Source organism: Methylobacterium sp. CCH5-D2 (assembly GCF_001556475.1).
Taxonomy (GTDB): Bacteria; Pseudomonadota; Alphaproteobacteria; order Rhizobiales; family Beijerinckiaceae; genus Methylobacterium; species Methylobacterium hispanicum.
Window position 1 is genome coordinate 1 of the sequence record NZ_LSIX01000173.1, and the last position, 8729, is coordinate 8729.

The following is an 8729-nucleotide window of genomic DNA, read 5'->3' on the forward strand; positions in this document are numbered from 1 at the left end:
CCGCCAGGCCCACCCGGCCACGGCGCGGGCCCCGGCATCGAGCGCCCCCTCGACGGCCGGGACCGTCCGGGCGAGCCACAGCGTCCGGCGCGCCGGGGCCTCGGTGACGGCTTCCAGCCCGGCGGCGAGCCGCGCGGGGAGCGCGCCGAGCGCGGGCGCGCCACTCCACCCCCGCGCCGCGCCGAGACCGAGCCCGAGCAGTCCGGCGGCGACGCCGAGCCTGCGCCACCCCGCCTCGGTCTCGGGCGCGGCGAAGGGCAGAGCGGCGCCGAACCGTCCGGCCAACAGCCAGCCGAGCCCGGCGGCGGCGAGCGCGAGCAAACCCATGCCGGTCCGCATCGCCCAGCGGGGCTTGCGCGGGCCGACCGTGCCGCGGCGCCTCCCGAGGAAGGTCGCGGCCCCCGCACGCCCGATGTAAATCCCGCCGAGCAGGACGAGCAGGACGACCAGGGACCCAGTCCCCGGGCCGTGCCGCGACGCGACCGCGAGGATTGCCTCCTCGCTCAGGAACCCGGACAGGGGCGGCACGCCGGCCAACGACAGGGCCGCGACCAGAAAGGCGGCGCCGGCGAACGGCAGCGCGCGAGCGAGGCCGCCGAGTCGACCGAGGGCGCGCGTGCCCGCCCGTTCCTGCACGATGCCCGCGGCGAGGAACAGGGTCGATTTGAAGGCGGCGTGCGCCGCGAGGTGGAAGGCGGCCGCGCGCGGGCCGCCCAGGCCGAGGGCCACCATCATTTCGCCGAGCTGCGAGCAGGTGGACCAGGCGAGCACCCGCTTCAGGTCCGCCTCGGCGGTCGCGATGAGGCCGGCGGCGAGCGCCGTCGCGGCCCCGATCCAGAAGAGGGTGTCGAGCGCGACGGGCGACGCCGCGAAAACCGGGTACAGGCGCAGCACGAGGAACACGCCGGCGGCCACCATCGTGGCGGAGTGCAGCAGGGCCGAGACCGGGGTTGGCCCGACCATCGCGTCGGGGAGCCAGCCGGAAAGCGGTAGCTGGGCGCTCTTGCCGACCGCGCCGGCCAGCATGAGGAGCGCCGTGGCGGTGACCGTGCCGGGGGCGATCCGGCCCCCCTCGACGGCACCGACGAGGACGTCGACGTCCGTGGTCCCTACGGCGGCGAGCGCCAGGAGCCAGCCCAGCAGGAGGCCCACGTCGCCGATCCGGGTCATCAGGAACGCCTTGGCGGCGGCCTCGGCGGCGCCAGGCTCCGCATGGTCGAAGCCGATCAGGAGGAACGAGGCGAGCCCGACCAGTTCCCAGGCCGCGAACAGGAGCGCGAGGGAGTTCGACAGCACGAGCGCCAGCATGGCGCCGACGAACAGGCCGAGCTCGGCGAAGAAGCGGGGCCGGTCGTCCCTTCCGGCCATGTACCCGAGGCTGTAGAGGCCGACGCAGAACGCGACGCCCGCGACCACCGCCGCGACGAACCACGTGAGCGGCGTCGCCGCGAGCCCGACGGTCAGCCGATAGCCGCCGCTCTCGAACCAGGTCGCCGACAGGGCGGCATCGGACGGCAACGACGCGAGGCTGGCGAGCGACAGGGCGACGGCGCCCACGACGAGCCCCCCGCCGCCCCAGGGCAGGCGGCGACCGATGCCGAGGGCGGCCGTGGCCGCGAGGAGCGGCAGGAGCGGGATGGCGAGCAGGACGGTCATCGCTTCAGGTCGGCGTAGGCGTCGACCTCGGACGTCCGGCGCTGCCGGTACAGCAGCAGGACGAGGGCGAGCCCGATGGCCATCTCGACGGCGCCCACCGTGACGACCAGGATGGCGAGGATCTGCGCGGAATAGTCGCCCGGCGCGGTGAACCGCCAGAACGCGACGACGTTCAGGCCGATGGCGTTGAGGAGCACTTCGACGCCCATCAGGATCATGACCGCCGAGCGCTGGGCGACCACGGTGTAGAGGCCGATGGCGAACAGAAGCGCGCCGACGACGAGGTAGGCGGTCAGCGGTACCGTCATCCGATATGTCCCCCGTTCCGGTGGTGGGCCTCTTGCTCGTCCGGGCGCTCCGCCACCCGATCCGGGGTCGCGAGCGGCGCGAGGCGGTCGTTCCGGATCGGCTCGGGCTTGGCGTCGACAGCGACCTTGGCGGCGCGCGAGGCGTCGTCCGGGTAGGCCGAGGGCCGGGCGAGCAGCACGGCGCCGAAGATGCCGATCAGGATCAGGAAGCCGGCGCCCTCGAAGGCGACCATGTACTTCTCCATGAGGAGATGCCCGACCCGGCGTGCCGAGTCCGCGTCCGGCACCGCCTCGGGCATCGCCGGCCAGGCCGGCCGCAAGACCAGCATCCCGACGAGCACGGCCCCGACGCAGAGGGCGAGCCAGGCCGCGACGGGGCGCACGGGCGTCACCATCGACATGTCCATGCCACCCATGTCCATGCCGCCATGACCGCCCCCGTGCGCGTGGTCGTGCCCGTGGGAAGCCTGTCCGTGTTGGTGGGCCGCGCGCTCGCCGTGCCCGCCCTGGGCCTCGTGCGGCATGGCTTTCGCCGCCCCGTCGTGCGCGTGGGCGTGGTCGCCGCTCGCCGCGCCGCCGTGCCGGGGCCGGTGGCCGCCGGAGTGGCCCTCGTGGTGTCCGGTGGCGGCGGCTTGGTCGCCGGCTTCGCCCTGCCGGTGGCCGTCCTGCCCGACCTCCGCGGGCTGGCGCGGGACGAGCCCCTTGCTGAACCAGCGCTCCAGCGGGGCCATGTCCATGCCAGCCATCATCGCCCCGCCCGGGTCGTGCATGACCAGCACCATGAACAGGATCATGACGAGGAAGCCGCCGATGTACATCATGACCTGGAGCAGCCCGATCAGGTCGGCGGACAGCAGGATGAACAGGCCGGCGACCCCGATGAAGGAGGCCATCAGGAAGATGCCCGAGCGGAACATGCTCATGGTCGTGGTCATGCCGAGCGCGCCCGCGACCGCGACGAAGGCGCAGACCAAAAAGGCGGTGAGCTCGAAGGCGGCGGTCATGCCCGTGGTCCCACGCCGAGAAGGATCAGGCCGCCGACGAGGAGCACGTTGACGAGACCCGCCGGGATCAGGACCTTCCAGGACAGCGCCAGCATCCCGGCCGTCGAGAACGGCCGGACGCAGCGTCCGAGCCCCAGCATCAGCGCCATCAGGGCGTAGGTCTTGGCCAGCATCCAGGCCCAGCCCGGCAGCCACGGCCCGGACGGCCCCCCGAGGTAGAGCACCGCCCCGACCGCCGCGACGACGAGGAGCACGCCGGCGAGGGCGACCCGCCACAGGAGGCCGGACCAGCCCCCGGCCGCGCCGAGCACGCCGCCGCCGATGGATCCGGCGAACGGCTCCAGGAACGGGGCGCGGTAGGACTGCATCAGCCCCGTGACGAGGTAGAGGAGGAAGCCCGTGGGCTGCAGGACGACGAACCACAGGTCTCGCTGCGCCTCGACGACGGCGACCGTCGACAAGGAGCGTGCCATCATGACCACGCCGACATAGGCCAGGCCGAGCGGCACCACGTAGGCGACGAGTTGGGCCACGATGCGGTAGCAGGCCTCCACGGCGTCGGGCGTGTTCGCGCCCCAGCCGGCGAGCGCCAGGCCAAGTACGACGAAGTCGACGACGACGATGACGTAGAAGAGGCCGACGCCGAGATCCCGGCCGATCAGACCCGGCCCGAACGGGATGACCACCATGGCAAGCGCGACCCCGCCAAGCGCCACCGCCGGCCCGGCCGGCAGCAGCCAGCGGTCGGCGTTGGGCAGGTCCAGGCCGCGCCTGAGGTCGACGTCGCGCGCCGGCCCGGCCTCCAGGCCCCGCCGCGAGAAGAGGCGCTCGACCGCAAGGGTCAGGGCGGCGCCTCCGAGGAGCGCAGCCAGCACCGCCGCGGCGCTCGCCACTACTCCCATCGCAGGCCGCCCATGCCCCAGGCGTAGGCGATGCCCGCCGAGAGGAGCGCGATGAACACCAGCATGTCCAGGAACGCGGTCACGCCGATATCGGCGAAGACGACCGCCCAGGGATACATGAAGATCATCTCCATATCGAAGGCGAGGAAGATCAGCGCGTATACGGCGTAACCGAAGCGGAACTGCGCCCAGGCCTGGGGTGCACGGCTCGTCCGCCTCGGGACCCGCGCGAATGCCGCCGCGGCCAGCAGCGCGAGGCCGGCGGTCATCAGCAGCACCAGCGCCACGAACGCGTAGTCGCTCACGGTCGACCCCGGCAGCGGTTCCATCCTTGCTCCTCCCCTCCCTCGACGGGCTTCGCTCGCCAGGCCCGGGCCACGGGACCGCACCGCCCCTGCGCCTGGAACCGATGTCGCGACGGCGGGATACGCCCCGGCCTTCCTCAATCTTCCTTGAACGCCCGCCGGACCTGATCGTTGAGGGGCTTCGTCAGGTAGGAGAGCACCGTCCGCTCGCCCGTCTGGATGAAAACCTCGGCCGGCATGCCCGGCACGAGCTTGATCCCCTTGAGCCGCGCGACGTGGTCCGGTTCCGGCTTGACGTGGACCTTGAAGAAGCTCGTGCCCGTCTTCTCGTCCGTGATCTGGTCGGCGGCGACGAGGCTGACCGTGCCCTCGATCTCCGGGGTGGTCCGCTGGTTGAACGCGGTCAGGCGCAGCACGGCCTTTTGTCCGAGCCGGACCTGGTCGATGTCCTTCGGGGCGACCTTCGCCTCGATCACGAGCGTGTCCGCCCTCGGGACGATCAGCATGATGGGTTCGCCCGGGCTGACCACCCCGCCGATGGTGTGGACGGCGAGTTGATGGACCATGCCGTCCTGCGGGGCCCGGATGTCGATGCGCTTGAGCTGGTCCTCGGCCGCGACCCGCTTCTCGACGAGCTCGGCGATCTTGCCCTGCACCTCGCTCAACTCCTTCGCCACCTCGCTGCGCAGGTCCTGGTCGACCTGGATCACCTGGAGCTCGGTTTCGGAGATCTTTCCCTTCGCCTGCGCGACGGAGGCGACGAGCTGCCCGTGCTCGCCCTCCAGGCGGGCGGCGTCGCGCTCCAGGGCGGTCACGCGCTGGATGGGGACCAGGTTCTTGCGCCAGAGGTCGCGCACGCCTTCGAGCTCGCGGTTGATCAACTCGGTCTCGCGCCGCTTGCCGGCGATCTGGCCCGTCAGGCCCTGGATCTCCTCCCGGAGCTGGCCGGTCCTCTCCTTCAGCTGCGCCTTCTGGCCCGCGCGGGCGTCCCGGCGCAGCTCGAACAGCCGGGTCTCGCCTGCCATCACCCTCCCCGCCTCCGGGTCGCCTTGGGCGCGGCCCCGGAGGACGGCCGCGAACGAGACCCGGGGGGCGCCGTCGCGTTCCGCCTCCAGGCGGCCCTGGCGCGCGGTCAGCTCGGCCAGGCTCTTGTCGACGACGGCGAGGTTGGCGCGGGTCACGGTCTCGTCCAGCCGCATGACGACCTGGCCGGCGCGCACGAGGTCGCCGTCCCGGACCCGCAACTCGCCCACCACGCCTCCGGTGGGGTGCTGCACCTTCTTGACGAAGGAATCGACGACGAGCGTCCCCGGTGCCACGACAGCGCCGGCGAGCTCGGTGGTGGCCGCCCACCCCCCGAGGCCGACGGTGAGCAGGGCGGCGGCCGCCAGGCTCAGGACGAGGTGGCGCCGGACGGAGCGGCGGATGTCCCAAGGGCGCTGCGCGCTCATGCCCGCGCTCCTTCTGACAGGGCCCCTTCGGCGTCGGCGACCACGCGCAGCGGCACCGGTCTCTCGGATGGCGGGCGCTCCTTGCCCTCGACCCGAGGCAGCCGGGCGCTCGCGGCCGCGGCCGGGCGCTTCAGGGCGGACAGGACCTCATCCTTGGGCCCGAAGGCGCGGACCCGGCCGTCCGCCATGAACAGCACGCGATTGACCGCCGCGAGGGCGCTCGGGCGGTGGGCTACGATGATCACGGTGCCGCCGCGGGCGCGCACGTCCCGAATCGCGCGGTTCAGGGCGTCCTCGCCCTCCGCGTCGAGGTTGGAGTTCGGCTCGTCGAGGACGACGACGAACGGCTCGCCGTAGAGGGCGCGCGCCAGCGCGATGCGCTGGCGCTGCCCTCCCGACAGGGCGGCCCCGCCTTCGCCGATGGGCGTGTCGTAGCCCCTCGGCAAGGAGCACACGAGGTCGTGGACGCCGGCGGCGCGTGCGGCGGCGACGATGGCCTCGGAGGGCGCGTCCGGGTCGAAGCGCGCGATGTTCTGCGCCACCGTGCCGGCGAAGAGTTCGACGTCCTGCGGCAGGTAGCCGATGTGCCGGCCCAGCACCTCCGGCGGCCACTGGTCGAGGGTGGCGCCGTCGAGCCGGACGCAGCCGCGGAGCGGCGCCCAGATCCCGACCAGGGCACGGATGAGCGAGGACTTGCCGGAGCCGCTGGCACCGATGACGCCGAGCCCCTCGCCGGCCCGCAGCGAGAAGGTGGCGTCTTCGACGAGGGCATGTTCGAGCCCGGGGGCCGTGACCGTCACGGCCTCGACCCGGACGCTCTCGCAGGGGGGCGGCAGGGCGACGCTCAACCGCTCGCTCGGGAACGAGGCGAGGAAGGCCTTGAGGCGCCCCCAGCCCTGTCGGGCCGCCACGAGCGATTTCCAGTGCGCCACCGCCAGCTCCACCGGGGCCAGGGCCCGGGCGACCAGGATCGAGCTCGCGATCATGATGCCGCCCGTCGCCTCGCCCGCGATCACGAGGTAGGCGCCGACGCCGAGCACCAGGGATTGCAGGGTAAGGCGCAGCACCTTGGCCAGGGCCCCGAACCCGCCGGCGACGTCCGATATGCGCCGCTGGGCCACGAGGTTGCGCTCGCTCGCCTCGGCCCAGATGTCGCCCGTGCGCGGGGCCATACCCATTGCCCGCAGAACCTCGGCATTGCGCCGGCCGGCCTCTGCCAGGGTGTAGCGCTGTCCGGCCGCTGCGGCCGCTGCCCGCGACGGACGGCGGGTCAGGAGGTCCGTGACGAGGGTGATGGAGACGAGAAGCAGCGCACCCCCCAGCACCGCCGCGCCGATCCAGGGGTGGAAGGCGAAGCAGAGCAGCAGGTAGAGGGGGATCCAGGGCAGGTCGAACAGGGCGGCCGGCCCCGGGCTCGACAGGAAGGTGCGAACCTGGTCGAGGTCGCGCAGCGGCTGCAGTCCGTCGCCGTGACGCGAGGCGACGAGCGGGGCCTGCACCACGGCGTCGTAGGTGCGGCGCCCGAACGCCCGGTCCACGGACGCGCCGATCCGGACGAGGAGGCGGTTGCGCAGCACGTCGAATAGGCCCTGGAAGCCGTAGAGGACGAGAACGATGGCGGCGAGCCCGAGCAGCGTGGGCACGCTGCGGCTCGGCAGCACCCGGTCGTACACCTCCAGCATGAACAGCGAGCCGGTGAGATAGAGCAGGTTCACCAGGGCGCTCAGCAAGCCGACGCCGAGGAGCGCGCCCCCGATGCCGGGACGCACCTCGGCCGTCGTGGAAGACGGTTCGTCATCGTTGGCCGCCACGGCGTTGTTCGCGAGCGCGGTTGGCTGCATGTCGTTCTGCCTCATGCGAGGGGGCTGGCGCGGGATGGCCGGGCGGCCTTCCAGGTGCGGGCCGGGCAGCGCGAAGCACCCGGCCGCGCGGCCCCACGCATGAGCGCGGGGCCGCACCCGCTCAGGCGAGCATGTAGTCGTGCTCCGGGCTGGCGGACGCCGTCGCGGTCTCCTGGAAGATCAGCCTGGAGCCCTCGCCCGTGATGGCCGGGTCGTCGATGAAGGAGCCTCTCGTCCCGTCGTCGGCATTCCACATGAAGTCGTCCTGCGCGAGATCGCTCGTCTTCAGCCCCTGGAGCAGGATCGAGCCGTCGCCCTCCGTCGTCGTCCAGCTGACGCGCACCCCGCCCGAGACGTCGGCGACCGTGACCTCGTCCGGCGTGATGTCGCGGAAGGCGATATGGTCGAACGCGCCCGGACCGGCGTCGAAGCCGCCGGAAACGATGTCGTTGCCGGTGTCCGGACCGACGATGAAGGCGTCGGCGCCGTCGCCCCCGTTCAGCACGTCGTCGCCCCGGCCGCCGTCGAGCATGTCGTGGCCGGCCCCGGCGTAGAGCACGTCGTTGCCGTTCTCGCCCATCAGGTTGTCGGCCTGGTCCCCACCGTAGAGCTGATCGGCGCCGCGGCCCCCCATGAGGTGGTCCTGCCCCTCTCCGCCGTCGAGGACGTCGCGTCCGGCGTCGCCGGACAGGTCATCGTCCCCCGCGCCGCCGGAAAGATGGTCGGCGCCATCCTGGCCATAGTAGAAGTCGCGGTCGGCCGTACCCTCGAAGGCGTCCCGGCCCGCCGTGCCGACCTTCACGTTGAACTCGTCGAAGCGGAAGGCATCCTCGGCGGTCGTCGCGCTGCCCGCGTCGGGGGCGGAGAGGTTGCCGCCCTCGTCCTTGATGAACTTGTCGGCCGTGACGGTCTCGGCGTCGGCGCCGGTCGGACGGATGACCTGGCGATCGTCGGTGAACATGAAGTCGTCCTGGGCGAGCTGCGACTTCTCGAACCTGGCCAGGAGGACCGACCCCCCCTCGCCCACATCCCAGCTGATCCGCACGCCGGCGTCGGTGTCCTCGAAGCGAAGGTCCTCGGCGTTCAGGCCGCGGACGGCCAGGTGGTCGAACATGCCGGGGCCGCCCTGGAAGTCCTGGATCACGTCGTCGCCGCTGTCGGGGCTGATGACGAAGGCGTCGCCGCCGGGCCCGCCTATCAGGATGTCATCGCCGGCGCCGCCCTCAAGGTCGCCGTGGCCGACCCCTTCGTCGAGGTAGTCG

The 8729-nt window shown here is 72.7% G+C and carries 8 protein-coding genes; all 8 read right to left on the reverse strand.

Annotation, left to right across the window (positions count from 1 at the left end; all coding sequences use genetic code 11):
- A partial coding sequence (locus AX737_RS04575) for an NADH-quinone oxidoreductase subunit L (RefSeq protein WP_066919341.1) occupies positions 1-1656 on the reverse strand: 1656 nt, incomplete at its 3' end.
- Positions 1653-1964 (reverse strand): NADH-quinone oxidoreductase subunit NuoK, encoded by a 312-nt coding sequence (gene nuoK / locus AX737_RS04580; RefSeq protein WP_012454430.1) that lies wholly within the window; start codon positions 1962-1964, stop codon positions 1653-1655. The genes AX737_RS04575 and nuoK, both read right to left, overlap by 4 nt.
- On the reverse strand, positions 1961-2968 hold the full coding sequence (locus AX737_RS04585; RefSeq protein ID WP_066919343.1) for an NADH-quinone oxidoreductase subunit J: 1008 nt from the start codon (positions 2966-2968) through the stop codon (positions 1961-1963). Before AX737_RS04585 ends, nuoK begins: the two co-directional genes overlap by 4 nt.
- Complete coding sequence (locus tag AX737_RS04590) at positions 2965-3870, reverse strand: complex I subunit 1 family protein (RefSeq protein WP_066919345.1); 906 nt, start codon at positions 3868-3870, stop codon at positions 2965-2967. Before AX737_RS04590 ends, AX737_RS04585 begins: the two co-directional genes overlap by 4 nt.
- Positions 3861-4199, reverse strand: coding sequence for an NADH-quinone oxidoreductase subunit A (locus AX737_RS04595; protein ID WP_012454427.1), 339 nt, complete (start codon positions 4197-4199; stop codon positions 3861-3863). Before AX737_RS04595 ends, AX737_RS04590 begins: the two co-directional genes overlap by 10 nt.
- 113 nt (positions 4200-4312) lie before the next feature.
- On the reverse strand, positions 4313-5626 hold the full coding sequence (locus tag AX737_RS04600; protein WP_012454426.1) for an HlyD family type I secretion periplasmic adaptor subunit: 1314 nt from the start codon (positions 5624-5626) through the stop codon (positions 4313-4315).
- Positions 5623-7467 (reverse strand): type I secretion system permease/ATPase, encoded by a 1845-nt coding sequence (locus tag AX737_RS04605; protein WP_066919349.1) that lies wholly within the window; start codon positions 7465-7467, stop codon positions 5623-5625. Before AX737_RS04605 ends, AX737_RS04600 begins: the two co-directional genes overlap by 4 nt.
- 121 nt (positions 7468-7588) lie before the next feature.
- Positions 7589-8729, reverse strand: a 1141-nt coding sequence (locus AX737_RS04610) for a calcium-binding protein (RefSeq protein WP_066919347.1), incomplete at its 5' end; no start/stop codon positions are given.